The sequence below is a fragment of the Paenibacillus solani genome, from assembly GCF_050475945.1.
Lineage (GTDB): Bacteria > Bacillota > Bacilli > Paenibacillales > Paenibacillaceae > Paenibacillus_AQ > Paenibacillus_AQ solani_A.
This window is the reverse complement of sequence record NZ_JBCMXJ010000015.1, coordinates 574,513-600,309: the sequence shown is the minus strand read 5'-3', so window position 1 is coordinate 600,309 and position 25,797 is coordinate 574,513. Positions and strand designations below refer to the sequence as shown.

The following is a 25,797-nucleotide window of genomic DNA, read 5'->3' as shown; positions in this document are numbered from 1 at the left end:
ACTAGAAGAAGAGAGCTGTTTAAGTTTGCTGAAACAAAGTTGCCGTTACCTGGCAGTCCGCACACAGAAACATATAATAAATACCTTCCCCGTACTCTTCGATCTGTTCCCAATCCAGCTGGCCGATGAAGGTCATGCTTTGGGAACAGCAGGAACATGGTGGATATACCGCGTCCTGAATCCAAGCCGGGTAGCCGCCGATTTGCGAAACAGCCGAACCCAGTGCCCAATAGGCCGCATAATAGCTATTGCGAGGATTGTCCGCCAGCCGTAAGGACTGCCCCGCCGCCGTATAGCTTCTATCATCCTCATCGGAACTTAGCTCCAGCTCATAACCTTGTCTACTGTTGGCTTGACTCCATTCGGATTTCCCGTGAAAATCCACATCCATATAGATCGTATCGTAACAGCTGCAGTTCACGCAGGTGTTCACCCGCAGCCTCTCTCCAGGCAGCCCCAGGAATCGAAGCTTTGGATGGCTGATGTCCAGATCCGCTAAAGTAGTCAGGCTGCTTCCGCACCATGGACAGCGAGCAGGATCCTCCCTTAGAAATTCTGCAGGTTCCGTATTAGATAACGCTAAACGCAGGGTCTCGGACAACACTCTTTTCTCTATGGCATAGCTCTCACGGTGGTATAAGTCCCGCTTGCTCCCTTTTTCCGTGAGTTCCCAGCCTCCTTCTCGCGCATAAGCTTCAGGCGGGACATACAGTTCCTTTGCCCAAGCTGGAGGATCGGACCGCCATTCTTGAAATTGGCGCACGACCTGATCATCCCCGATCCAAGCCAAGGCAAGCAGTAGGTGATTGCGATTATCCCTGTCCTGTTCTACCCGTTGCAGCAATTCGTTCCTGCTATGGGCAGACGCATCTTTAAACAAAATGCCAGGATAATAGATATCGTGTTCCATCAATGCCTTGATATAGGATTCAAGCGACTTGTTCTGGTAGCAGACTAGGGAGACAAGAATGTCCTGGCAGGTATCTTCATCACCTGCTTCCAGCAGATCAAGGGCCATAGTTACCATTCGCTGGGCCTCGGCTGGAGATAACGCCGAATATACCTCCTCTCTTTTGCGTGGATAGGGAATGTAGCGAATCAACGGATCCCGTTTAAGCGGGGCATGCATGATCTTAAGGACCTCCACGGGATCTGTAATCCCTTCAAACAAGTCGACATCTCTCCGATGTGCTTCGATGTAACGCTGCCGTTCCTTACGCTCCATCTCCTGCTTGCACGGCATGCAATACCCGCCGGTTTTGGCCGCGGTTGCCGGCAGTATTGTAGCTGAACATCCATCGCTTCGACATGGCAGCCGTTCTGTCATCATAATCCTCCTATTTCGTTGTGATTATAATTGATGAATTCCTGAAGATCTCTTGCCGGATATTACATATCATCTCATCATTTCAAATCGCTGAATTACCTCTTATAGGGGCATATCAAAAGCGCTTCCCGGATCGTCTCCTCTACAATCTCTGCAGCATGCTGTCCCGAAGTGAGCCCTCTGGTGCCTTGTCCTGCCCACAAGGACATATACTCCGGATTGCCCTGTCGGGCTGCAGCGTTTCGGATGTCACGTGTCACCGTATTTTGTGTAGGAAAAGGCAGCGGCTCTACGCCACTCTCGTTCCAGCGCCCGATGAATGAATTGCTGATCCCTCTTGCCGGCCGCCCCGAAAACGCTTTGGTGATGACTGTGCTCTCTTCCGTACTCTGCAGGAGCGCTTGCTTATAAGCCTCATGCGCACCGGATTCCACCGCCGTCAGGAATCTCGTCCCCATCTGCACACCTTGTGCTCCAAGAACCAGAGAGGCTACAATTCCTCGTCCATCCATCACACCTCCGGCAGCAATAACGGGTATGTTAACGCGATCCACAATTTGCGGTACCAAGGCGAACAACCCAATTTGGGCACCCAGCGGATGCTCGGTGATATCAAACGTTCCTCGATGCCCTCCTGCTTCACTGCCTTGAGCCACGATGGCGTCACAGCCTGCTTGTTCTGCCAAGATCGCTTCCCGCACTGTTGTTACCATTCCGACAACACGAAGCTTGAACGCTTTGGCCTGCTGCATAAGAGGTTCGGGCAGAATCCCGAATGCCGTACTGATGACAGGCACCTGTTCTTCAAGGAGAACTGCAAATTGCTCCTCAAACCAATCCGGGGTGGTTACTTCTTGTGCATCCGAGTGGGAGATACCAAGATCGTTCCTCATTCCATTTAACTGTCGCTGAACTTCTTCGATTCGATCACAGCAATCCGTGGACCGGGATGCGAAGAGGTTGACGGCAAAAGGCTTATCCGTCCGCTTTCGAATTTCCCTGATGCTGTGACGGATCGCTTCCGGCTCCATATAAGCCGCCCCTAATGTACCAAGTCCGCCTGCATCGGATACGGCAGCGACAAGCTCAACTGTCGTCGGCCCTCCGGCCATCCCTGCCAGAATGAGCGGATAGCGAATGCCGAACAGATGACAAACATCGGTCTGGAGTTGAATATCCATGTTCACTCTCACTCTCCTTTATAAATATAATTATAAGTCTAGCAAGTCCCTTGAACTTCGATTATAAAAAAAGCCGCCAAGCACTTAAAAAAAGTGTTTAGCGGCTCATTACAGCATTAGAGCAGGGCTGCCTCCCTTACTGAAAACCTCAGTAATTAAGTTAAGCAGCGTGTTCTAGGACATTTTCACCAAGCTGTAGTTTTTCTTGCCTTTGCGGATGATGATAAAACGGCCGCCGATCGCCTGGTCGGCTGTCACTTCATGGCCCACGTCGCTAACGCGTTCGCCATTCATTGAGATCGCGCCCTTTGTGATATCCTCACGAGCTTGCCGCTTGGATGGCTCGATGCCCAGATCCACAAGCCAGTCCACGATATTCTTTGTCTCAGGTGTCGCTTCGAATGTTGGCATCTCTTTGAAGCCTTGTTCGATTTCATCTGCCGTGAGCGACTTAATATCCCCGCTGAACAGAGCCGCCGTAATACGCTTGGCCTGCTCCAGCATCTCCTCACCATGAACAAATCTCGTCATCTCTTCAGCCAGCATTTTTTGCGCTTCGCGTTTATGCGGCTCGGTCTGCACTTTCTCGGCCAATTCATCAATTTGCTCTTTGGTCAAGAAGGTGAAGTATTTCAAGTATTTCACAACATCGCGGTCGTCTGTGTTGGCCCAGAACTGGTAGAACTCAAATGGAGTTGTTTTGTTCGGATCAAGCCAGATCGCGCCGCCAGCCGTTTTGCCAAATTTCGTGCCGTCTGCTTTCAGCATGAGCGGGATGGTCAGGCCGAATGCTTTGGCCTCAGGTCCTTCCTTCTTCCGAATCAAGTCCAGACCACTTGTAATGTTCCCCCATTGATCCGAGCCTCCGATTTGAAGCTGCACATCTTCATTCTGGTACAGATGCAGGTAGTCTACCGACTGCAGGATCTGGTAAGAGAATTCCGTGAAGGAAATACCGCTATCAAGCCGACTTGCCACTACATCCTTCGCCAGCATGGAGTTAATGCTGAAGTTCTTGCCAAAGTCACGCAGAAATTCGATAATGTTAATTTTATGCGTCCAGTCGTAGTTGTTAACCATGCGGATTTGATTGTCGCCCTCCGTCACGAAGAGCTTCTTCATTTGGCCCGTCAATGCATCCACGTTAGCTTGGACCTGCTCCAACGTCTGCAGTGAACGCTCCGTTTGACGACCACTTGGATCGCCGATCGTGCCGGTGGCGCCGCCAATCAGAATGACAGGCCGATGACCGGCAAGCTGGAAACGCTTGAGCATGATGAAGGGAATCAAGTGACCGATATGCATGCTGTCTCCCGTTGGATCCACGCCGCAATACAGCGAGATTGATTTTTCATTCGTAAGCTCCCGGAGACCTTCGGCATCCGTCTGTTGGTTAATCGCATCGCGCCATTCTAGTTCATCGATAATATTCACAGCGTTAACACTCCTTCAGTTCATTGGTATCCTTATAACGAAACGTCCATTGCCGTTGAAAAAACAAAAAATCGCCCCTTGTCTGTTACAGACATAGGGACGATTAATAACCGTGTTACCACCCAGATTGCACAAATGATCTGCAGCGCTTGCTGCGTGTCATTCATGCCGCTCATTCGACGAGATATCGTTCGCCGTTACCGCTCGGCATTACCCGAGATACTCCAGAGTGTAATTCGCTGTCTTGGTGTGTACCGGGTTTCATCAACCCCCGGCTTTCTGCAACAGGGACCAAGCTGCTACTGGGCTCTTTCAACGTATGTCGCTTATAAGATTACAGACAGTATAGTGAATTAATATATCGATGTCAACTATGTGTCGGACGGATGCCTTGATTCGTTCGGACACATGGATTAAACATCAGGTGGTGCATCCAAACATCAGGTGCGGCGCATATAGGCGCGAACCGTAACGGGTGCAAAGATCGCCACAATCACCGCAGCGCCAGCCAAGGATATCATGAGATCCCAGCCCACATTTCCGGAGTTCATGAGATCCCGGACGGCCGTCACCAGGTGCGAAATCGGGTTGATATTCACGAACCACTGCAGCCAACCCGGCATCGTATCGACAGGAACAAAGGCATTAGAAAGAAACGTGAGTGGAAATAGCACGATCATCGATATTCCCTGAACGCTGGAGGCGGATCTTGCAATCACGCCGAAGAACGCAAATATCCAGCTGATCGCCCATGAGCATACTATGACGATTAGCCCGGCAAGTGCAACGTAACCTAAACCGCCACCCGGTCGGTAGCCCATAATATATCCCATCGAGAAGGTAAGCACGGTTGCAATCGTATATCGGACGGTGTCGGCCAGCAGGGCACCAGCCAGCGGTGCGATGCGCGCAATTGGCAATGACTTGAATCGGTCGAACACGCCTTTATCCATATCCTCTCGCAGTTGTACACCCGTGACGACCGAGGTCGTAATCACGGTCTGGACGAGGATTCCGGGTATAATAACTGGCAAATAACTCGCAACGTCACCGGAGATGGCACCGCCAAAAATGTAGGTGAACATCAGCGTAAAAATAATGGGTTGAAACGTAACGTCAAACAACTGCTCGGGCGTGCGGCGGATTTTTAGCAGCCCCCGGTAGGCCATCGTCAGCGAATTCCGTATCGTCTGACGTAAGCTCGTGCGGTTTTTGAGTTGATGTTTCTTCGTCGGCTTCATCATAGTGCTGCTCATACCCCTGCCACCTCCGTCTTAATGGATTCATAAGACGCTTGGGGTGTGTCTTCTTTCACGCCATGGCCGGTGATCGTCAGGAATACTTCATCCAGGGTCGGTTTTTGCACGCTCACCTCGGACAAGCCGATTCCTGCCGAACGCAGCTCGATTAACAGGTCAGTAACGAGGTCCGCATCGGCCATCGGTGCCGTAATCTTTCCGGCTTCCGGCGATACATTTGCATGGACCTTCAGCACTTGTTCAACGATATGACGGGCGCTATCCATGGCCTGTGAATTCTGGATAGTCAAATGCAGCGAAGATGTGCCCACCGACATCTTCAGTTCATCCGCTGTTCCCTCGGCCACGACCCGGCCGTCATCGATAACGGCGATCCGGTCCGCCAATTGATCCGCCTCTTCGAGATACTGCGTGGTCAGCAGTACCGTTGAACCGGTATTCACCAACCGGCGGATCGTATCCCACATTTGTGAACGCGTGCGTGGGTCTAGCCCCGTCGTCGGTTCATCCAGGAAGATGAGAGGCGGCTGGGCAATGAGGCTTGCTGCCAGATCCAATCTGCGACGCATACCGCCGGAGAAATTTTTGAGCGGTCGTTTGGCGGCTTCCGACAAACCGAATTCCTCAAGCAGCTCAACCGCCTTACGCCGTGCCTCCGAACGACCCAGACCAAGCAATCGGGAGAAGATGATCAGATTCTCCATAGCGCTAAGCGATTCGTCCACCGAGGCGTACTGGCCAGTTACCCCGATCAACTGACGGACGATCTGCGATTCCGCCTGCACGTCGTGCCCGAAGATTCGGGCCGAACCCGCATCCGGCTTAAGCAAGGTCGCCAGCATCCGGATGGTGGTTGTCTTGCCTGCCCCATTCGGACCCAGCACGCCATAGATGGTGCCGGCGCGCACGTTCAAATTCACGCCATCCACGGCACGGTTGTCGCCGAATGTTTTGACTAGCCCGTAAGCCTCAACTGCCAATTCTCCAGGGCTATACTCCATTTGCTTTCTGTATATATGCTCCATTATGATTTCCTCCTATTCGCTAATGGATGATGTAAGGATCGTAACACCCCTATTTAAACGGAATGTAAACCGGGAGAAGAGCGGGCTCAATTAATTAACCTCCTTCAATCAGGCCAGGGATTTGAAGATGTACCACGATCAAAAAAAGCTGACCCGGAAGCAATCAGTAAGAAAAATAATATAACTACTCAGCAGTATATTACGTTGTAAATATTAACATGACCCACCGTGTCGAAAACTTCACAAAAGAAAGGAATATGCCGTACCTGGAGTCCAAAAATTGTAACCGTTTTGCTAAGTGGAGTTGTTGCCGGTGCCATTTTAATATCATCTACTACAACATCTATATAAAAGGAGAATGATGCAAGTGCCCCTCCTCACCAACGAAAATATAAATCTTATTTTTCCTCATGGTATAGAAATGAAAGGAGTAAGATTAACTGAGCAGGACTTCAACGAGCTCGAACTTAACGCAATCATTCATATGATAGACAATAACCGCAAACACTTTAACGATATTCGAAATATATTTAGGCAACTAAACTATGATCCTGAAACAATAAAGTACAGGTTAGATATTGTAGAAGACTTGTTAAATAACTCTGACTTGTTGCTATGTCTAGAAGAGAGTTTATCTATCATTGCTGATATGCGGTTTGTTTCTGGAAAGAATTCCAGCGTAAGTGTTGATATGCTGCAAACTGTATCGAGAATCAAGGAGCTAAGTATATATGTCGACTTTGTTCAACAATTACTTAAAGCCTTCACCGACGCCCACTTAAAATCTGCAGGACTTATTCGTCTGAAAGATCGTATTATTCAAATTTCCGAAGATTTCGACTTTAAAAACTTATCCGAACAGCTTCCTATACTACAAAAAGGGCTAGACTCAATTTCGAGCGTAACAATCGGTATTAACTTTGATGCTCAATTAAACCCTGTTGAAGCAACACTTATCTCTATTAACGATAAGAAATTTTCCGGAAATTCACTTCTCGGCAAACTTTTTGCAAGCGGTAAGGAGTACCAAGGCATATCCGAGTTGTACAAAAACCCTGAGCATATGCAAACCGTACATATTTCTAAAAATGATACCTCCACTTATGACATGTCGCCAGAAGAGACTGAACTTCGAAGAATATTATTTCGTGATCTGAAAAAGGTACTTAAACATGTGTTGAAGCCGATTCAGCCGATGGTTGAAAGATATGCTTATCTGCATTTCAACTGGATTCTTTCGCTAGAGACGGATATAGCCTTTTATGTTGGGGCTGTTAGATTTATCAATAAATTACGAGATTGGGGTATGCCAATGTGCAGACCTACTCTGCTTCCATCTGAGGAACGCAAGACCCACTTGAAAGGAAATTATAATCTTAATCTCGCGCTTAGACTGTCAACTCGATATGAGGATGGCAAATTGGGGGACCATATCGTAACCAATGATGTTACCTTTGACGATCAGGGACGCATATTTATTCTAACAGGTCCTAACTCTGGAGGAAAAACGACATATGCCCAAGCTATCGGCTTGACACAGGTTCTAATGCAGGCTGGGTTATATGTTCCTTGTGTTGAAGCCGAAATGAGTCCTGTGGATGGACTTTATCCTTATTTTAATGTAGAGGAAAACTCCAGCATGGAGACGGGGCGGCTAGGCGTGGAATCCAAAAAAATAGGTGAAATTTTTCAGAACGCAACACCAAACAGTTTGATCTTACTTAATGAATCATTCTCTTCAACCAGTCCAGGGGAAAGTCTCTATTTAATGAAAGATATTGTTTGTGCCCTTAAATTGTTAGGTCTTCGTGCTGTCATCGCTACACATCTGCATGAACTAGCTGAAAGCGTAAATGAAATTAATACCCAGCAAGCCGGTGAAAGCAAGCTCATCAGCATGGTAGCAGGGATTAAAGAAGGAATAGATCATCATTTAACCGAGTCCAATCGCTCATATAAAGTAACTCCCGGAAAGCCGCAAGGTCAAAGCTTCGCAAGAGACATCGCCCGGCAGTACGGCATAAGTTTGAAGCAGCTCACCCAAACCATTCATGAACGAAATCTTGTTACAATTCCCTCCAAATAACCTGCAATCTGGTGATAGGAAACAGGAAAAAGCCCTTGGGATCCAAGAGCTTTTCCTTTCTTGTCTCTTATTTCTGATTCGCCAAAAACTCATCCAGCTGCTTCTGTATCTCGGCTACATAATCATCAATGCCTGCTGCCTTTAGCTTCTGGACAGCCTTCGGATATTCTGTTTCGAAATCCACGAAACCGGAACGGATCGCGGCCATATCCTTACCTGCCACTTCCTTCAAGGCTGTCTCGATGAGCTTGACATTCTCGTTATTGAAGCGGAATCCTAATGAGTTGGATCTAACCGCATTGTTATCCCAGCTTTTATACTGATCGATAGACTCTTGGGCCACTTCCGGACCGAACAATTGGTAATTTTGATTCCGGAACATCCACTCATAGAAAAATTCGCTGGAAGACAGCTTTTTGATTCTTCCGTCCACGATCTCGTAATCCTTGCCTTCAACGCCATACAGGGCGAATAGGTAATTTTCCTGCGACTTGTATATCCAGTTGATAAACTTCATGGCACCTTCCGGATTTGGTGCATTTACCGGAATGCCCAGAACCTCACCACCTGCCGCTGTAATATAACGAGGCTTCTCCTCGGCCAACAGATACGTTTTAATTTCGGCATCCGGGGCATTCGCTTTGACGGCATCGATAATTTCCATTTCTTTACCCAAGGATCCTTCCACCCATAGGTATAACCCTGTCTGCATGCGAGAGTCTCTTTCGTTATATTTAATCGTCAGATCCTCCGTATATAATCCCCCATCATACATGCTGCGGTTAAATTTGGCGACTTCCTGAAAAGCCTCGGTTTCATAATAGCTGTATGCTTTTTTGCTGTCTTCTCCGAATACGACCAGATCCTCAACAGCGATCCAGTTATATTGCTCATCTGCAAAATAACGTGTCAGCGGCTTAAATATAATATCGGCTGGCCCTTTCATCTCAGGAAACTTCTCTTTTGCCCTCATAGCGAATTCTTTCAAATCGTCCGTAGTCTTTACTTCCGTCATTCCGACGGCCTCCAGGATATCTTGGCGGACGGCGACTAACTGAAACATCGCGGAGGATGGCGCATACGCCGATGGAATGCCGTAAATCTTCCCATCAATTGTTGCCCCTTGAAGCTGCTCCATCGGCAGCACTTTCAGCATATCCTGACCGTGCTGCTGGATCAAATCATCCAGCGGCATCGCTTGTTTCTTGTTCACGATCGTTGAAAGATCCGGAAGCCCGTCCCAATAGAGATCGATCGACTCATTCGCGGCCAGCATGATGTCTTTCTGCTCCCAATACTGGGCCCACGGCACGAATACGACCTCCACCTTCAACCCAAGATCGGTTGCCATCTTCTCTGCGAATTCGTTTTTGAGAAATTCGTTCATACGATCGCTTCGATCTCCAGGGTACAAAATCTTCACGGTTTCAAGCTTAGCTTCTTCTTTCCCCTCTTTGCTTCCGCCACACCCTGCCAAAACCGACAGCGAAGCGAGCAGTAGAACCAAACTGATCAGCATCATTTTCCTTGCCTTCATATAAGACCCTCCCCTAATAAAATGGTTCATCTATATAAAGCCTGATTCGGCAGTAACCGTGCACAGCCTATTCCTTGACTGCACCGGCCATAATCCCGTGAACAAAGTATTTTTGCACAAAGGGGTAGAGGAATATGATCGGTCCGATCGTTATGACCGTGACGGCCATCTTCACGGTCTCCGCAGGCAATGTAATGCTGCCCGCGGCTCCGGATGGAATACGTCCAGAGCTGATTGCATTAACGTTGGACAAAATATTGTATAGGTAATATTGCAGCGGAAATAAATCCTGCTCCTGAATGAAGATCAGCGCATGCCACCAATCATTCCAATATTGAAGCGCATACATTAATCCGACCGTAAGGAGCGCGGTCTTGCTTAATGGAAGAGCGACTCTCCAGTAGATCGTAAAATAATTGGCGCCATCCATCTCGGCAGCCTCATACAGCGCGATCGAGATGTTGGAAAAGTACGTGCGCATGAGAAACATATTCCATACGCTGAAGATGGACGGCAGGATCAGGGCCAGAATGCTGTCCTTCAAGCCGTAGAAATTAACGCTGACCATGTACCATGGAATCAGACCGGCCGAGAAAATAATCGTAAAATTGCTGATAAAGGCCAGCACGTTACGGTATTTCAGCTTTTTGATCGATAATGAAAACGCTATCAAACTTGTGATAAGCAAGGCGCCCGTCGTACCTACAACCGTAATGAAGATCGTCACGCCGTAAGATTTTAGTATTTTCATACCGCTATTAACGAAAATGTATTTATACGTATCCCAAGTGGGGCTCAAGGGGAGGATCGAATAGCCGCTTCTTGCGACGGCCTGCTCTGATGAAAAGGATACGCTTAAGGTTAAAACAAGAGGATATAGACAAATGAGAGCGAATAAGCCGACGAAACCGTAAGCAAAGGCGATAACCAGCTTGTCGCTGAGCAATCGAGTCTTTCCCAACATTAAAACAGACCCTCCCCATCATTTATTTTCTTGGCCGATTTGTTGGCGACCGTGATCAGGATCAATCCCATCAAGGACTGGAACAGTCCGATGGCCGTCGAGTATGAGAAGCCCAGCGTCCGCATCGACTGGTACACATATGTATCGATGACTGTTACCTCATCAGCCAGAACCGGGTTGTTGCCGACAATGCCGTAAATCATACCGAAGTCACCATAGAAGATCCTTCCCACGCTGAGCAGGGTCAAAACGATGATTGTCGGTTTCAACATCGGCACGGTTAGATAAAAAATACGCTGCAATTTGCTGGCTCCATCGACTTTAGCCGCTTCGTACAAGCTTCCGTCGAAATTGGACATCGCCGCCAAATAGATTATGGAATTGTACCCACTCCATTTCCAGACGCTCGATAGGATGATGATCCACTTCCAATACTTCGGCTCCGAGTACCATCTGATCGGATCGGCTCCAAAGAACTCCAGGATGTTGTTGGCAACACCCACGTCCGTGGAAAAAATGCCGTACAGAATCGCCCCGACGACGACCCAAGACAGAAAGTATGGAAAGAACATCATGCTTTGGGCGATTTTTTTGTAAGTTTTATGCCGGATTTCATGAAGCAGGACAGCAATGCTGACCGGGACGATGACCCCTAAGATGAGACCGAAGAAGTTGATGTACAGCGTGTTGTAGATTACCTTCCACCCCATGCTGTTTGCCGAGAAAAAATATTTGAAATTGTCCAGCCCCACGAACTTGCTGCCGAAGATTCCATCCACCACATTGAAATCGGTAAATGCCATCCATACTCCCGCAAAAGGGATGTACGCGAACATGATTAGCACGATCAGCGCAGGCACGCACATGAGATACAGAATTCGGTTTTTCTTGATTTCATGGAGAAACCCCTTAACGACGGAGCTCATACCCTCACCACCTTTATACAATCGATTAGGCTGTAATGCTCTGCTGCAGCTTCGCTTTAAGCTCATCGAGATCGATCACGGTACCGGTCATTCTTGCCTCTTCTGCTGCGTAGGCCATGATGTGACTCTCGACCGACATCTCAATTGAGGATCTGCTGCTGAAGTCAGGGGTCTTCAAATTCGCCAAAAAGTCGATCATCAGCCCCGTATCGCCGCCGTTATGCCCACCATCCATCGCAGCCGGCCGAATGACGGTGTGCTGCTGGGATTCAGCCATATTGGAGTTAAATCGAGTGACTTCAATGACATTCAAGGTATCATCGCCTCGAATTTCTCCATGCTCGCACATAATTTTGATGGTTCGATACATTTTATTGGTAAATCCACTTAGGTTAAACGTAGCCGTTACCCCGTTCTTGAACTCGATCAAGGTTACCTGATGATCACACACATCATTGTCCACCCGATAAACGCATCGTCCGTATGGACTCGTTTCGAGCTCCTTCAGCAATCCTTCTTCTGTCTGATCTGCCGACACGGCCGCAGCTGGCCATTGCCCTCTGATAGGCAGGTAGGCTTTTCTTGCATCAAACCGGCAATCTGCGGCGACCTTGCAGTCCAGGCATCGCTCGGCGCTGCCGGCCGGCGCATTCTCCTCTTTGAAATATGCAAGGCTGCCGTAGGAAGAGATTCGCTTGGCGCCACTGTCCACCAACCAGGATAAAATATCCATGTCATGACAGGACTTCTGCATGATAATCGGACTGGCAAGATCACTTCTCCGCCAATTGCCCCTGACAAAGGAATGGGCCATATGGAAATTGCCGATATTCTCGTTATGCTGAATCGTGACAACCTTGCCGAGCTCCCCACTATCGATGATCTTCTTCATCTCCATAAAGAAATTCGTGTACCTTAGGACATGGCAAACAATCACTTTACAGCCTTTTTCATCGGCCTTTTCCTGGATTCTCATACATTCTTCGGGACTTGGGGAGATGGGCTTTTCGAGCAAAATATCATAGCCAAGCTCAAGTGCTGCCATCGTCTGCTCATAGTGATCCCGATCCATTGAAGAAATGATAATGGCATCGCAAATGTTCCCTAAACAATAAAATTCATCTACCGATGTGAATTGTCGGTCCGGCGGAATCTGGAATTCGTCTGCTGCCGCCTTTCTTCTCTCATCATCTGGCTCGACCACCGCGAAGATTTCATCACTTTGATGAGCCTGCCTCGCATAGATCATGCCTCGTTGTCCTGCTCCAACTAATGCTAGTTTCAAATCAATAACCTCCAGCGACTCGTATTTTGTCAAAAATTCAATATCTGCAATCGCGCCTGCCTCATCTTATATATCCTGCTGCGCTCTACCGGACAGGTTGGATAAGTGACTGTCTACGGTTCGGAGGAATTGCTCCTTATCTGCGTCGGTTATGTAAGGCATGTTGCCGATCTGTGGGACATCTTCCCTCAGCACCACCATGCTTAACGTATTAAACCGCGCACCCGTACGCATATATTCAGCCGCCGCCCGTTGCAGCGAAGTTGTCAGTTCGCCGGGACTGCCGACGGGATCGGCCTTCCAATCGCCAAAGACTTCATAACGCAGCATGCCGTCCCCATCCAATGTTGGATAATTGTAAAACTGTTGTTGAACACGGACGATGTTGCTTTTCTCGTTGTCCAAGATGAGTGATAGCCTTGTATCGTATAGCCAGCTAGAGCTCCAGAAGCCTTTGATCGATAACTCCGGAAAATATCGGTCGTAAAATTCAAGCGCCATCATCATTGAATTCTTCACACGATCCGGTGTATATCCGGGGCCGGATGGAATGTGAAGAGCCAGAAGTGTATCCCCTGATTCCAGTACCCGCTCCCATTCGTTCTTGAAGATCGGCGTCGTTTCTCTTTCGACGAAGCCCAACGGATTGATCCGGTTGGCAATGATGAAGGTATCGTTCTCATCCCATTTGGAAGTGAAGCTTCCTTGTAGGTCAAGCACATCGTTAATCCCATTGCGCTGCCCATCGCTGCGAAACTCTTCCCCAGCATGCCGGAGGGCGGCTACCTCTCTTGTGTTCATCTGGCGGAACATCGTAAACGGATCCCCGAACTGGTAAGGGATGAAATAAAATCGGTCCAATAGAAAGATGGAGCAGGTATAAAAATTCATCACCCATGGAAAATCATGAACCTTGGGATCTCCATGGAGCGCCAATTTTTCCAATTGAAGCTTTAGCGGCTGATGGGGGATCTGCTCATAGTACGCTTTGGGCACGTTACGCCGCTCAAGCTTATTCATGGAAGGAACAACACAGGCAACCAGCAGCAGAAAGGAATAGAGATCTCCGTGCTGTTTCATGCACCCTGGCGTCATGTTCGAATACGGCGTCTCGTCGCAGCGATCGCGCACGGAGCAAAGGTCTTCCACCAAAAACTTGGTGAAGTGAAACAACACATCATCCTGTTCGATCTCCTCAATGCCGGCGACAAGTCGCTGCTGGAGATTCTCTGGGACTTGATAGGACTCGAAGAGCTCCAAAAGGAATGCTCGCGGGATGAGCTGGGAATTGTTATCCGGCGTATACCGGTTGAACTTTGCTTCCAAACCTTCAGGCAGGTAATCGAAGTTGCAGATTGCAGTACATTCTTTAAAATTCATCAGACTCGCCATTTCGCACTATACCCCCATTTGACTAGTAGAAAATCTAATTCGTTACATCATTTGTTACGTAAATTTAACGTAACAAACTCTTTATGTTTAGTGACTTCATGTTATATCATTCTGCCTTAATCGTGCAATAACAATTTTGAATTTTTTATAAAATTCATGTACATAAACGTTGATTCATACATGTATATATTGAATTCACAATAATAATCATGTAAACTGTAAGAACATCAGCGAACAACGTAACAAATTACGTAACGAGTCATATTATTATACGAATCATTGTTTGCGATTTAACATTTCTAATTAACCCTTAAATGATGATCAATTAGCAATTTAAATGCATTTTTACAAAGGAGAATGTGTCTATCCATGAGTACGATTCGGGATGTTGCGAAGCTAGCGAACGTATCTACTGCCACGGTGTCCAGAGTTTTGAATAATGATACAAAATATAAAATTACGGAAGAAACCAGAGAACGGGTATGGCAAGCTGTTACACAGCTCAACTATAAAATCAGTTCCAGCCCCAAGCGAAGTTTAACAGCTAAGGATCAAGTTGATAACAAGTCGCAAATCAAAATCGGATGCGTCTTAAGCGTAACGAGAGACAAGTACAACGATCCGTACTTCATGTCGATCTTATCCGGCGTAGAAGAGAGGCTTCTCAGTGCAGGGTATAACATCGCATTTATTCGGACTGGCATTGAGCTGGATGACCGCAAAATTCTGTTCAATACGTTCAGCGAGCCGATTACCGGTCTGATCCTGATGGAGTCCTTGAACAGCGAAACCTACGAGTATATTCGCAAGCAGGTCCCTTATATCGTGGGGATTGATACGGAGCGCGGAGATATCGATAACGTGGGCTATGATCATTACAATGTGGCTTCGATGGCGGTGAACCATCTCATTGAGAAGGGCCATACCCATATTGGATATATCGGGGGAAGCGGATACACGGGAAACTTGAAAGACAGCCGCCGCTACCGAGGGTATTACGCAAGCATGCATGCCGCGGGATTGACGGTAAATCCCGATTGGGTAATCGATTGCTTATGGGATGAGGCGGTCTGCATCGAGCAGATCAACCGTTTATGCCTAACCGGCAACTATCCGACCGCCTTCTTCGCCGGAAGTGATCTAATGGCAATGGCCGCCCTTAATGGGCTCTACAACAACGGTATCTCCGTTCCGAATCAACTGGCTGTTATCGGTCTGTCCAACATTGAGGTATCCAAGTATTCCAATCCTCCGCTGTCGACAATCGAAGTGCCGACCAAGGAAATCGGCATGGTTGCCGTGGACAACCTGATCGACCGCATCAACGGGAACCAGCTGCTACCGAAAAAAGTCATACTGCCTACCCACTTGATCGTGCGCAGCTCGACTTAAGCATATGTTTGAAGCCAACCGTGAGGTCGACGGCCATTCATGCATACCGTGGAGCACGCATCCTTCGCTCAGGGTCAAGTGTGTACGTAAGCTAGTGATCTGTAAAGGAAAGGAGCACCTGACACGGTGCTCTATTTTTTCTAACGAAATTTCGATATGAAAGGAGGTGAGCGCTTCGAAATCATCGCGATACCCAGGTTAACCGATTATGGACCTGGAGTTTTACGCTAACCCATATTTCTAGGAGGAGATTTGACATGAGAACACGGGGTAATCCAATGAAAATGATTGTTTTAATGATGATGGCCATTCTTCTTACATTATCCCCCTTACCCGCCTTTACTCCGACTGCGGAAGCAGCCTCGATTGTTATCGACGGCAAAACAAACGACTGGGAGGGCATTCCGGCTCTTTCCACGAATTCCGGAACAACCAAAACTCTAAAGGCTGCCCACGACGACCGGAATCTGTATCTCCTTGTGGAAGGCTCCGGCCTGAGTACGGCCATGGGCAGTCTCTGGTTAAATACGGATGGCAGCGCTTCCACGGGATATCAAGCCTATGGCTGGAAGGAGACAGGGATTGAGTGGCTTCTTGAAAATAATTTTCCCTGTACCGCTATGGGGGGAACGGAAGTACCTGGAGCTGGAATTTGTCTTCAACTCTTCCTTCTACCCAATTCGCACGCACCTCATCCGTTCTTGAAGTTGCACTTCCGCTCCCGGAGCTTGGACTCTCTGCAGGCAGCAGCGTAAGCATCGGATATATAGACAACAACTCGGACACCAATCGCCTGCCTGCGCAAAACCAGACGCTTCCTGTCTATACCCTAAGCGAAAGGAATCCCGGAGAAACTATGATCGAATTCTATCCAACCGAGCTGGATCATCCGCTAAACAACCCGTTTAAGGGCTGGGCTCCTTCTGCGAAATCAACCAGCTATCCTCAGGATCACCGTCTCGTGTATGTCGGCGTAACTTGGAAGGAGCTGGAACCAACGAAGGGCAAATATGATTTCAGCGCAATTGAAGCTTCCAATCATTTCGAGCAATGGCGGAGCCGCGGAGTCAAAGTCGTTCTGCGTTTTATTATGGACAGTCCTTCCGGCGTACCTCACCGGGATATTCCGGACTGGCTGTACAATGACATGGTCAGTCTGGGGCAATCGCCGGGAAAGGCCTATCATGATGAAACCGGAGGCATGGGCGCCGGCAACAATATGGGCTTCTCTCCAAATTATAGCTCCGAATATCTGATCGCCCGGCACAAGCTTGCAATCGATGCGATTGCGAAGCATTACGACACCCCTGACAGCCCGATCGCTTTTGTACAAATCGGTTCTCTCGGCCATTGGGCGGAATTTCACACTTGGCCTTACATAGGACCCAAAGGGGAAAGCAACTATACCGGCGCGTTTCCACCGAACGTTATTTCTAACCAGTACATTCAGCATTATATCGATGCATTTGCCAATCAAGAAGATCATACGCAGCTAATGATCCGGCGGAGCGTGGAACTCGCCAAGAACAATAACAAAGGTATCATTATGGGCATGTATAATGACGTATTCGGCGACAAGCCGAGCTTTGATTCCGAATGGGGATGGTACACGGGGACGCAGAACGGTTATTGGGACGATATTAGCCAGAAGCAGCCGGGCCATCCGAACTTCTGGGACATCCGCGTGTCTGGCGGGGAATTTTATGGCGGCGACTATGGTATGAAATCCGCCCTGACGACAGGCAGCGGCTTTAACGAGACGATGCGGCAAACTGAGCTCAGCAAGCCAAGCTGGCTCGGGCCGAATGCCCCGGCTTCCTTGGCGGTGGGCAATCCGCTGCAAAGCAATATGGATCAGCTCAAGAAACGAATGGGTTATCATTTTGTCGTGAGCAAGGCGACCATGGAAAACGGAAGCATATTAGACGTTTCCGTCCATGTGGAAAATAAAGGGGTTCAGCACTTCCCGTTCAACTGGCCTGTTGAAATCCAACTCCGAAGCGGCGGAAACATCGTGGCGCGTCAAAAGACGTCCGCCGACTTAAGAACGTGGAAAACTGGCCTGCACACGGCCTCGGCCTCTCTCTCCACATCCACGCTGCCAGGCGGTACCTATGATCTGGTCATCGCAATCCTGGATCCAACTACGAACCGCCCAGCGGTTGATTTTGCGAATACGGATCGACTGTCCGATGGAGCGTATAAGCTTGGCACATGGACTAAGCAATAAACTGTGGAAGTGCGGGATTATAGCTGTGTCGGCAGGATGATGCAACGTCTACAGAATGATGCAACGTCTACAGAATGATGTAACAACTCTTCCACTGTGATCAACCGAACTTATTGACAATTTTATTCACAGCATAGTAAAGCCGCCACCCCTTCTCGAGGGGTTGGCAGCTTTTGTTTTACGTATGAGAAACATTCATTCCGTGCCTTTTTGTCTTAAAAAGCAGCCTGATAAATGAAATTGCGATAATGGAGGCGGTCCAGGCCTAAGCCATCGCCGTGTTTCCGTGATCACGGCAGCCCACCATTTCAAGACTGAAAAAGAAGCCCTATACCTGAATGAAACTGTAAAATTATCTTCCTGCCAGCGTTCAATACTAGCTATGATGCTTACTTCATGTCCACCATGAACTGTCTGAAGTTCTCCACGATTTCCTTGTATTTCGTCCTTCATCCCCTTCCGTCAAGGAGGTCCTGACCGGCTGTAACGCTTTCGTCTCCAGATTCAGCAAGCTTTATAATGTGTTGTTCATTTACTCGTACCAGTATCCTTTAATTCCTTTATCCATACGCATCAGCGCTTCAAGATAGTAATAATCGCCCCAGATCATGAAATCATCGGGAGCCAAATTGCCGCGCACATAATAGGACCCGTGCTTCAGCAGCCCTTCAGCCTCTGGCTCGTCCATCGTGGAATAGTTCTGCACAAGCGAGGTCATGGACAGCTTCATCTTCTCTTCAAACCAGGCGAGCTGAGGATCTTCCACATCCATATGTTCCAGCAACTCGATCAACCCGGCTACCACGATCGTAGAGGCCGAGCTGTCCCGGTAGGTCGCCGTATCAATCGGAGCACTGAAGTCCCAATAAGCCACATGATCCTCCGGCAGCTGTTCCAGAAAATAGGCTGCCATGCGCTTGGCCGTATCTAGGTACAGTTTGTCCCCGGTATAACGATAAGCAAGTGTAAACCCGTACACTCCCCATGCCTGGCCGCGGGCCCAGGTCGAGCCGTTGGTATAACCTTGATACGTCGCCCCACCAAGCGGCTCGCCCGTTTCCGTATTAAACACAAAGGTATGATAAGAGCTGTCATCGCCCCGCACGAGATAGCGGCGGCTTTGATCCGCCTGCCGGACGGCGATTTGCCGGTAACGGTCATCCCCGGTTTGCTCGTAAGCCCAGAACAGCAGCGGCAGATTCAAGAGGCAATCGATAATCATGCGTCCCCCATGCTGTGGATCGTCCGGCAGCCCCCATGCCTGGATGTACTGCCCTTTTTCCCGCCAGCGGCGCATCAGCACATCGGCCGCCTGCAGCGTCAGCTGCCTTGCTTCCTCATCGCGCTCCACGATCCACTGCGCTTTGGAGGACAGCGAATAAAGAAAGCCGATATCGTGATGGTCAAGTACAATATGCTGCTCCATTCGCCGTTTGAAGCTTTGCACCGTGAGGCGTGCAGCCTCACGGTAAGCTTCATCGCCGGAGTACTGGTAGCACAGCCAGAGCATGCCGCTCCAGAAGCCGTTTGTCCAATCCTCATTGTTGTTTAACTCATAATTTCCGTTGACACTGACATGCGGGAAGCGGTCTCCGAAACGCTCCACGTTATTTTTGACTTTGATCATTGCATCCTCAATTGCCTGTTTCCACATGTCCTTACTCCTTTCCATCTATCCATTCATCAGATTCAGCATACGGCCCAGAATGGCAGCCGCTTCGGCACGGGTGACGATCGACTGTGGCTTGAACTGTTGATGGCGATCACCCTGCACGATCCCGCTCTTCACGATCACAGCCGCTTCCTTCTCGAGGATCCAAGCCTGAGCCCGGGCCTGGGCTCGGGTTAGGACTTGGGTTTGGGTTTGGGTTTGGATCCGGATCCAGTCCCGGAACGCCAGCCGCCGCTTCAATCACAATCATCGCGGACGCCTGAACCCCGCCGTCCACAGCGGTAGCCGTCAACTCCACCGTACCCGGCTGCAACCCCGTTACAACCGCTTGGCCGCCAGCCGCTTGCAGTGAAGCCAAGCTCTGGTCAGCCGCCTTCATAGACCATACAGTTTGAGTATTATGCGCGTTTTCCGGCTTCACTGCTGCCGTGAACGTGACCTGCTCGCCTTGCTTCATCTTGACACTTGCAGGTGTAACAGCCACTTTCGTTACGACGACGGCAGGCGCTCCTTTCAGTTTGACCTCCAGATAAGGTGCCTGCAGGCCTTGCTCCTTGCTTTTGATTTGCGTATTCCAAGCTTTAGCATTTCGCGGCTGCTCGATCAGGGCCACGCTCAGCGTTTTATCCCCTGCTGCCTCTGCCCGGACCTGTGCCGTCACATCGAGTTCATGCCATTTCTGCTGTTTACCGATGGTCATTGAAGCGGTGGCCTCTTCATAGCGGGGCTGAGAGCCCCACAGCATCTCCATCTCTTTCCAGCTGTCGTCCTGGACCCGATGGACACGAATGACAGTTGTCGTCGTATCCGTCGCTTTATTGTCGTTGATCGCTCCGTGCACTTTCAGACGGGCGGACTCCACTTCCCCTGCAATCCCGCTCAGGTCAAACTTGAGGAATGAACGCTGGGTATAGCCGCCACCGGCTTCGCGGACCTCCAGAAACGTTTTGTTCCCCTGATTCGTTCCGGCAAAGCTGCCGTCACGGACGAAGGTATCCTCCGCTACAGGTACGTTGACAACCTCGCCAGCCGCTGGTTCCGAGCCTTCCATGCTGATCGTCTGGTTCGGGTCGATCTTCAGCGTAATGGCATACGTCTTCCCGGCCGTGCTCTGCGTATCAATCGCGAGGCGGGTATAAGGGAATGTCTGCATCACGGTTACACTCGGATCTTTTGACATGACTTCGAAACCGAGCTTGCCGATATCCACAATAACGGTGCCTTGCTTCTGCGTCGGCTCGGCCACCGCCACCGTCAGCAGATCGCCGCTTTCCTTCAGCATCAGCGAGACTGGTTTGTCGGTCTTCACATGCTGGAAGGCACCGGCCTTCCAGAAGTTCATGCCGGTTACGTTATGCTTCAGTTCCTTGACGGCATGAACCCGCTCGCTCGCCGCCAGCACCTGAATGTCCGGGTTCACGGCATACGCCGCCGTTTGCTCCGGTGTCTTGCCAGGCAGCAGCACATACTCGTATGTCCCTGCTTGAGGCGAGACGCCATGCTCAACAGCCAGACTCAAATAGTTGCGGGTAATGACATCCGTCGGTCCGCTGGTGTTGATGTCCCGCCAGGAACCGCTGCGGGCTTCACGCTTGCCTGCCACTTCTTGCCCGGACGGGAAGACGTACCCGATATCCGAGCCCGCCACGTTTCCTTCCAGGTGGACCCACTTCACATTGGCCAGCTTGTCTTGCCAGCCAAGCTGGGACGGCATTTCCCTGCCATCCACGATAAGACGGTTCGTCCCCGTGTCCGTTAATTGCCGGTTTTCAACGATCGTTTCCGTCAGATTGGCGGATGTATTAGCAATGTCCGATCCAACCGCCACCATCTCGTCGTCAAACAGAAACCATGACTTTTTGCCCTGCAGCGGGCTTCCCGTACTGCCGGACAATGAAAATTCCATGCCCAAGGCTCCATAGTAATGATCTAGGACCGACCCGCCGACCCAATCTTTAGGGTTCATGTAATAACCCCATTCCGCTGGAGCCTTATAGGAGCCGTCCGTTGTCGTGCCCGGCAGTCGGTAGCTGTCAACCGTAGGCCAATACTGATTACTGAATTGCTTCAGGTCATTGTTGTACAGGCTCGTCATGCCGATGCCGGTATACCAGCCCTTTTTGTTCTCTCCATTGCCGTATTCAAAAGCCGAGATGCGGTCCGAGAACATGCTGATGCCGAGTCCGAACTCCGGTCGGAGCTGAACGGCACGGTCCATGCCTGCGAACATCTGGGTGTGAACCACTTCACCCCGCCGGGATATGCTCTGATCCTGCATCAGTTTCTTTAACAGGTTCAGCTCATAGAGCGGCAATCCGGTATAGTAGTTGTCGAACGTCGTGTCCGTCAGCGCCCATTCTTTCACCATGCTTTTGATTCTTGCCGCCTGATCAGCCGGTGCGGACTCCGCAAGCCGGAGCAGCGTCATGATGATCATGTGCCCGGTGATATGGTCCGAATCGGCAGCCCGGGATATGCTGCGTCCCTTCACCGAATCCATGATGGCCCCTTTGTAGATCAGCGGCTCAAAGGAGTCTTCCACCCAGTTGTAGACATTGCCCGCGTTCGGATCGGTGATCGGCCATGGCGAGCCTTCGAATAGGAAGAACAAATCCGCCATGCGTCCGAGCAGGACGGCTCCGTAGCCGCCGGTGTAGGCTATGTTTTTATGCTGTACGAGAGAGCCGTCCTCATAGAGCCCGTCCCCCTGCTTCACATACAAAAATTCATTATTGATGGCAACTCTGCCTTGGAGCACTTTGGCTTCCTGCTTGCCGACAATGCCCCGCAAGGTAACCACCAAGGCCTTGTCTAGCAGATTCGCTCCCGTTTCAACGGCCGCCGAATTGGCTACGCGTTTTTTCGGATCGGGAACGAACCTGTCGATAACGGCCAAATATTGATCCAGCATTGCCGGTGGAATCGCGTCATACATGAGGGACAGGATGTTCATGATCTCCTGGGGCGTGCCGATTTCCCAGTCCCACCAGTTGCCGGTTATGTTTTTGCCCGAGTTGTAATGGTGCCGGTACATCCAGTCCATGGCACGCACGATATCCTGCTTCAGCTCTTCGTTTTTGTAAAGCGATGAGCCCTCGATGGAATAGGCCAGCGAGAGATCGCGGATAATGCCGTAGGCCCACGAAATGCGCCACGAATCGTTCTGGGTTTTGCTGATCACACCAGGCCACAGAGCGTCCGGATCAGCTGCCTTGTTCATCGTATCCCATCTGCCCGTTTTTTCCGGATTCGTCATCCGCTTCACCAGTGCCTCCAAGTTTGCAGCGACATCGGGATCATTCCGGTCGATGCCGGAGCCGCCGGCCAGCTTGGACGCCCACTTCTGCCGGACCAGATCATATGCCTGCAATTGGGCTTCCGATTCCACATAGATCCGGCTCAGCGCGGAGTGTTTCCCGTCGCTGGTACGGACTTCAATATCTGTCGATCCGTGATCGACCGCAGTGACCAATCCGTTCTGAACGGAAGCCACAGCGGGATTGGAAGAGCTCCAGGCCAAGCCGTCGAGCGGCTCGCCTGCCGGTGTAGCAATCGGCGTCAATTGCAAGGTTTCGCCTTTTTTCGTGTTGGCCGATTTCGGAGAGATATCCAGCGCAATGAGGCCTTTCTCTGGAACAAGGGAAACATCATCCATCCAGAAGGTTCCCGTGCCCGTCTCCAGCAGCGCTTCAATTTTGAATCTTGTAACCTGGGCATCGTTGGGAATCTGGATGTTCAACTCATACAGCGTCCAGTCACTAGTTCCTTTCACAAAAGGAATGCTCGGTCCATCCTGGATCTTGGTGCCGCTTTCCGCACAGAACTGTGTACGAATGTACACGCCTTTGCTGACATCAGCAGGCTGTACATTGTCCGTTTTCAGCCAGAACTGCATTGTATACGATTGCCCCGGCGTGACAGGCGCCAGCGGACTCAGCGATACCGCTGTTCTCGCAGTCGTATCGTGCCTGATCTCTACTGCGTGGGTGCCGCTGTGATAGACGGACTCCGTAACGGACACCTGTCCGCCCGGCGTCGGCTTCCAAACGCTCCAGCCCTCGGGCTTGCCGCCCGTCCAGTCCGCGTGCGGCGTCAACGCCCCGTTCTCGAATCCGCCGTTAACGAGCATATTCGCCGCTGGATCCGTCTGCGTGCTCGCGTAGACTTGCCCATTAAATATGGGCAACCCCGCAAAAACCAGCTGAATCGTCATACAGAATACTACTATGATTGATATCTGTTTCTTTTTGATATCCATAAGTGCGCTCCTTTTCGTCTGAAGCTAAGTATAGTAGTCCTACTCTAATTCTGCGTGATCCTGAAGCGTAATCTGCTGTTGTGAAGTTCCGTGAAGCTCAAATACAACAATTTCGTTATCGCCCACCCGCAACAGCGGAGCGGGTACATACAGCGACTTTTGCGGACCGGCCTCCCAATAGCGTCCCAGGTTGAAGCCGTTCACGTACGCAACGCCTTTGGTCCATCCCTCAAGCTTCAGGAAGGTATCGGCAATATCAGCCTCGTCCGCGATATGGAAGCTGCCTTTATAGAATACAGGTCCTTCTGACGGACGCCCCCCCTCTGCGGGCTGGTCGACAGTTCGTTCATTCAGCAAGCCGATGTTATCCAGCGGCAGTGTATGGATGGTCCAGTCAAACAGGAACTGGAAGCCCAGTCTGGCGCCCTCAGTGATTCCCTTGTAGTCCTTCAAGTATGGGCCATAGTTGATACGGCCCATATTTTCGACCAGAATGCGCAGTTCTGCCCCGCCTTCCGGAACCTGAAACTCGATAGGTTTCGGGTCCCAGCGCTCAATGGCCCCTTTGTATTCGCCATTAACGAATACTAGCGCCCGGTCATGCACCTCCTGAAGCTCCAGCGAGCACTGCTTCCTGGGACCGGTAATCTGTGTCGTATACAAAATAAAGCCGTAATCCTGGCCCAGCTTTTCCATCGGCTCCGGGCAAGTCCGCTGAACAGGCTCGGAGAGAACGGACAGCACATCAAAAAGCGGGGCAATCGGCTTCAACTCTACGGAACCGTACCTTTGCTTGCGGACGGGTTCCGGGAGCGGCATCGGTTCTACATCAAAATACCGCTCGATTATCTCCTTCATGAGCACATATTTTTCGGTAATCTCTCCCCATTCGGTCAGCAGGCTGTCATAGTCGTAGCTGGTTACCGTCGGCTCATATGTCCCGTGGTTGTTGGCCCCGTTGTAAAATCCGAAGTTCGTGCCGCCGTGGAACATGTAGAAATTGACGGAACCGCCAGCATTCAACATATCTTCAAACACGTTCGCCGCATCCTGGGCATCGCGCGTATGATGCGGCTTGTTCCAGTGGTCGAACCAGCCGTTCCAGTACTCCATGCACATCAGCGGTTTATCTGGCTGCACCTGCTTAAGGCTCTCGAAGGCCTCCTCCGCCCGCGAACCGAAGTTCACCGTCTCCAGCAAGCCCGGAATCATGCCGCCCTGCAGCATGAAATCCTCAGGGCCGTCAGACGTAAACAGCAGGACATCCATCCCGCGGACAATCATGCCCTCCTTCAAATATTCGAGATATTTAAGGTCATTGCCGTAGCTTCCGTATTCATTCTCCACCTGCATGGCAATGATCGGACCGCCATTCGTACATAGCAGCGGCTTCAGCTTCGGCAGCAGCACATCATAATAAGCATCGACCTTTGCCAGGAATTTCGTGTCGTAGCACCGCAAGCGTATGCTTTCATCCGCCAGCAACCATGCGGGCATTCCGCCAAACTCCCATTCCGCGCAGATGTACGGGCTCGGTCGGACAATGACATATAGCCCGACCTCCGCCGCCGTCTCTATGAACTTGACGATATCGGCCATCCCGGTGAAATTGAACTGTCCTTCCTTCGGCTCATGCATATTCCAGGCCACGTAGGTTTCCACCGTGTTGAAGCCGCAAGCCTTCAGCTTGAGCAGGCGGTCCTTCCAATATTCCGGCACGACGCGGAAGTAATGTATAGCTCCGGACAGTAGCCGGATCGGCTGGCCGTCCATTACGAATTGATCCCCTTGTATCATGAATGATGTCATCGATATTCGCCCCTTCTGCT

General features: G+C 50.1%; 18 protein-coding genes and 1 other annotated feature. Of the genes, 4 read left to right on the top strand and 14 right to left on the bottom strand.

Features of this window, described 5'->3' with window-relative positions; genetic code table 11:
- Window positions 1-19 precede the first annotated feature (19 nt).
- The 5 genes from ABEQ74_RS17695 to ABEQ74_RS17675 form a co-directional block, all read right to left on the bottom strand.
- Window positions 20-1,327: a DUF1963 domain-containing protein gene (locus ABEQ74_RS17695; protein ID WP_430123428.1), complete on the bottom strand. Its 1,308-nt coding sequence runs from the start codon at window positions 1,325-1,327 to the stop codon at window positions 20-22.
- A gap of 95 nt (window positions 1,328-1,422) precedes the next feature.
- The gene (locus ABEQ74_RS17690; protein ID WP_430123427.1) at window positions 1,423-2,508 is read right to left on the bottom strand and encodes an NAD(P)H-dependent flavin oxidoreductase; all 1,086 of its coding nucleotides are present in this window, start codon (window positions 2,506-2,508) and stop codon (window positions 1,423-1,425) included.
- Window positions 2,509-2,682: 174 nt separating this feature from the next.
- Window positions 2,683-3,942, bottom strand: coding sequence for a tyrosine--tRNA ligase (tyrS, locus tag ABEQ74_RS17685; RefSeq protein WP_054403451.1), 1,260 nt, complete (start codon window positions 3,940-3,942; stop codon window positions 2,683-2,685).
- A 92-nt stretch (window positions 3,943-4,034) separates the two neighbouring features.
- Window positions 4,035-4,267, bottom strand: a binding site (T-box leader).
- Between the two features lie 115 nt (window positions 4,268-4,382).
- Window positions 4,383-5,198, bottom strand: coding sequence for a tetracycline efflux ABC transporter Tet(58) subunit B (gene tetB(58) / locus ABEQ74_RS17680; RefSeq protein ID WP_430123426.1), 816 nt, complete (start codon window positions 5,196-5,198; stop codon window positions 4,383-4,385).
- The gene (locus ABEQ74_RS17675; protein ID WP_430123424.1) at window positions 5,195-6,226 is read right to left on the bottom strand and encodes an ATP-binding cassette domain-containing protein; all 1,032 of its coding nucleotides are present in this window, start codon (window positions 6,224-6,226) and stop codon (window positions 5,195-5,197) included. Before ABEQ74_RS17675 ends, tetB(58) begins: the two co-directional genes overlap by 4 nt.
- Before the next feature lie 358 nt (window positions 6,227-6,584).
- Here ABEQ74_RS17675 and ABEQ74_RS17670 point away from each other — a divergent pair, with 358 nt between their 5' ends.
- Window positions 6,585-8,312, top strand: coding sequence for a MutS-related protein (locus ABEQ74_RS17670; protein WP_430123423.1), 1,728 nt, complete (start codon window positions 6,585-6,587; stop codon window positions 8,310-8,312).
- A 67-nt stretch (window positions 8,313-8,379) separates the two neighbouring features.
- Here the strand turns inward: ABEQ74_RS17670 and ABEQ74_RS17665 are convergent, their stop codons facing one another.
- From ABEQ74_RS17665 to ABEQ74_RS17645, 5 genes are all read right to left on the bottom strand, one after another.
- The gene (locus tag ABEQ74_RS17665; protein ID WP_430123422.1) at window positions 8,380-9,849 is read right to left on the bottom strand and encodes an ABC transporter substrate-binding protein; all 1,470 of its coding nucleotides are present in this window, start codon (window positions 9,847-9,849) and stop codon (window positions 8,380-8,382) included.
- Between the two features lie 67 nt (window positions 9,850-9,916).
- The gene (locus ABEQ74_RS17660) at window positions 9,917-10,813 is read right to left on the bottom strand and encodes a carbohydrate ABC transporter permease (RefSeq protein ID WP_430123421.1); all 897 of its coding nucleotides are present in this window, start codon (window positions 10,811-10,813) and stop codon (window positions 9,917-9,919) included.
- Window positions 10,813-11,739 (bottom strand): ABC transporter permease, encoded by a 927-nt coding sequence (locus ABEQ74_RS17655; RefSeq protein ID WP_430123420.1) that lies wholly within the window; start codon window positions 11,737-11,739, stop codon window positions 10,813-10,815. The genes ABEQ74_RS17660 and ABEQ74_RS17655 overlap by 1 nt, the downstream gene beginning before the upstream one ends.
- A gap of 25 nt (window positions 11,740-11,764) precedes the next feature.
- Window positions 11,765-13,024: a Gfo/Idh/MocA family protein gene (locus ABEQ74_RS17650; protein ID WP_430123419.1), complete on the bottom strand. Its 1,260-nt coding sequence runs from the start codon at window positions 13,022-13,024 to the stop codon at window positions 11,765-11,767.
- Between the two features lie 66 nt (window positions 13,025-13,090).
- Window positions 13,091-14,416, bottom strand: a complete 1,326-nt coding sequence (locus ABEQ74_RS17645; RefSeq protein ID WP_430123418.1) for an acyltransferase domain-containing protein — start codon at window positions 14,414-14,416, stop codon at window positions 13,091-13,093.
- 369 nt (window positions 14,417-14,785) lie between these two features.
- On the opposite strand from ABEQ74_RS17645, the gene ABEQ74_RS17640 reads away from it, so the two are divergent.
- From ABEQ74_RS17640 to ABEQ74_RS17630, 3 genes are all read left to right on the top strand, one after another.
- Complete coding sequence (locus ABEQ74_RS17640) at window positions 14,786-15,808, top strand: LacI family DNA-binding transcriptional regulator (RefSeq protein ID WP_430123416.1); 1,023 nt, start codon at window positions 14,786-14,788, stop codon at window positions 15,806-15,808.
- A gap of 257 nt (window positions 15,809-16,065) precedes the next feature.
- The gene (locus ABEQ74_RS17635; protein ID WP_430123414.1) at window positions 16,066-16,563 is read left to right on the top strand and encodes a hypothetical protein; all 498 of its coding nucleotides are present in this window, start codon (window positions 16,066-16,068) and stop codon (window positions 16,561-16,563) included.
- A complete protein-coding gene (locus ABEQ74_RS17630; protein WP_430123413.1) occupies window positions 16,461-18,038 on the top strand; it encodes a DUF4832 domain-containing protein in 1,578 nt (525 codons plus the stop codon). Before ABEQ74_RS17635 ends, ABEQ74_RS17630 begins: the two co-directional genes overlap by 103 nt.
- A gap of 532 nt (window positions 18,039-18,570) precedes the next feature.
- Here the strand turns inward: ABEQ74_RS17630 and ABEQ74_RS17625 are convergent.
- From ABEQ74_RS17625 to ABEQ74_RS17610, 4 genes are read right to left on the bottom strand one after another with little or no spacing between them, the layout of a single operon-like run.
- Window positions 18,571-19,692: a glycoside hydrolase family 88 protein gene (locus ABEQ74_RS17625; protein ID WP_430123411.1), complete on the bottom strand. Its 1,122-nt coding sequence runs from the start codon at window positions 19,690-19,692 to the stop codon at window positions 18,571-18,573.
- Between the two features lie 18 nt (window positions 19,693-19,710).
- Window positions 19,711-19,827, bottom strand: a complete 117-nt coding sequence (locus tag ABEQ74_RS17620; RefSeq protein ID WP_430123410.1) for an S-layer homology domain-containing protein — start codon at window positions 19,825-19,827, stop codon at window positions 19,711-19,713.
- Window positions 19,802-23,968 carry a polysaccharide lyase family 8 super-sandwich domain-containing protein gene (locus ABEQ74_RS17615; protein WP_430123409.1) on the bottom strand — a complete coding sequence of 1,389 codons (4,167 nt, stop codon included), beginning with the start codon at window positions 23,966-23,968 and terminating at the stop codon, window positions 19,802-19,804. The genes ABEQ74_RS17620 and ABEQ74_RS17615 overlap by 26 nt, the downstream gene beginning before the upstream one ends.
- Before the next feature lie 39 nt (window positions 23,969-24,007).
- On the bottom strand, window positions 24,008-25,777 hold the full coding sequence (locus ABEQ74_RS17610) for a beta-galactosidase (RefSeq protein ID WP_430123408.1): 1,770 nt from the start codon (window positions 25,775-25,777) through the stop codon (window positions 24,008-24,010).
- Window positions 25,778-25,797 lie beyond the last annotated feature (20 nt).

Coding starts and splice junctions, on each gene's coding strand:
- ABEQ74_RS17695 (WP_430123428.1), bottom strand. CDS start 1,327: ATGACAGAACGGCTGCCATGTCGAAGCGATGGATGTTCAGCTACAATA.
- ABEQ74_RS17690 (WP_430123427.1), bottom strand. CDS start 2,508: ATGGATATTCAACTCCAGACCGATGTTTGTCATCTGTTCGGCATTCGC.
- ABEQ74_RS17675 (WP_430123424.1), bottom strand. CDS start 6,226: ATGGAGCATATATACAGAAAGCAAATGGAGTATAGCCCTGGAGAATTG.
- ABEQ74_RS17670 (WP_430123423.1), top strand. CDS start 6,585: ATGATGCAAGTGCCCCTCCTCACCAACGAAAATATAAATCTTATTTTT.
- ABEQ74_RS17665 (WP_430123422.1), bottom strand. CDS start 9,849: ATGAAGGCAAGGAAAATGATGCTGATCAGTTTGGTTCTACTGCTCGCT.
- ABEQ74_RS17660 (WP_430123421.1), bottom strand. CDS start 10,813: ATGTTGGGAAAGACTCGATTGCTCAGCGACAAGCTGGTTATCGCCTTT.
- ABEQ74_RS17655 (WP_430123420.1), bottom strand. CDS start 11,739: ATGAGCTCCGTCGTTAAGGGGTTTCTCCATGAAATCAAGAAAAACCGA.
- ABEQ74_RS17645 (WP_430123418.1), bottom strand. CDS start 14,416: ATGGCGAGTCTGATGAATTTTAAAGAATGTACTGCAATCTGCAACTTC.
- ABEQ74_RS17640 (WP_430123416.1), top strand. CDS start 14,786: ATGAGTACGATTCGGGATGTTGCGAAGCTAGCGAACGTATCTACTGCC.
- ABEQ74_RS17635 (WP_430123414.1), top strand. CDS start 16,066: ATGAGAACACGGGGTAATCCAATGAAAATGATTGTTTTAATGATGATG.
- ABEQ74_RS17625 (WP_430123411.1), bottom strand. CDS start 19,692: ATGTGGAAACAGGCAATTGAGGATGCAATGATCAAAGTCAAAAATAAC.
- ABEQ74_RS17615 (WP_430123409.1), bottom strand. CDS start 23,968: ATGGATATCAAAAAGAAACAGATATCAATCATAGTAGTATTCTGTATG.
- ABEQ74_RS17610 (WP_430123408.1), bottom strand. CDS start 25,777: ATGACATCATTCATGATACAAGGGGATCAATTCGTAATGGACGGCCAG.